1 rRNA gene is annotated in these 372 nt (G+C 54.0%); it reads right to left on the bottom strand.

Annotated features, from left to right (window positions below):
• Positions 1-372: ribosomal RNA gene (locus JIG37_RS02610) — 16S ribosomal RNA — on the bottom strand; the annotation flags it as partial.

Genomic DNA, 372 nt, shown 5'->3' with positions numbered 1-372 from the left:
GCTATTAACACTTAACCTTTCCTCCTTACTGAAAGTGCTTTACAACCCGAAGGCCTTCTTCACACACGCGGCATGGCTGCATCAGGCTTGCGCCCATTGTGCAATATTCCCCACTGCTGCCTCCCGTAGGAGTCTGGGCCGTGTCTCAGTCCCAGTGTGGCTGATCATCCTCTCAAACCAGCTAGGGATCGTCGCCTTGGTGAGCCATTACCTCACCAACTAGCTAATCCCACTTGGGCTAATCTTATGGCGTGAGGCCCGAAGGTCCCCCACTTTGGTCCGTAGACATCATGCGGTATTAGCAGTCGTTTCCAACTGTTGTCCCCCACCATAAGGCATATTCCCAAGCATTACTCACCCGTCCGCCGCTCG

The organism is Pseudoalteromonas sp. bablab_jr010 (genome assembly GCF_016464105.1).
Classification (GTDB): domain Bacteria; phylum Pseudomonadota; class Gammaproteobacteria; order Enterobacterales; family Alteromonadaceae; genus Pseudoalteromonas; species Pseudoalteromonas simplex.
The sequence above is the reverse complement of the archived record's forward strand: the minus strand, read 5'-3'. Positions and strand labels throughout refer to the sequence as shown.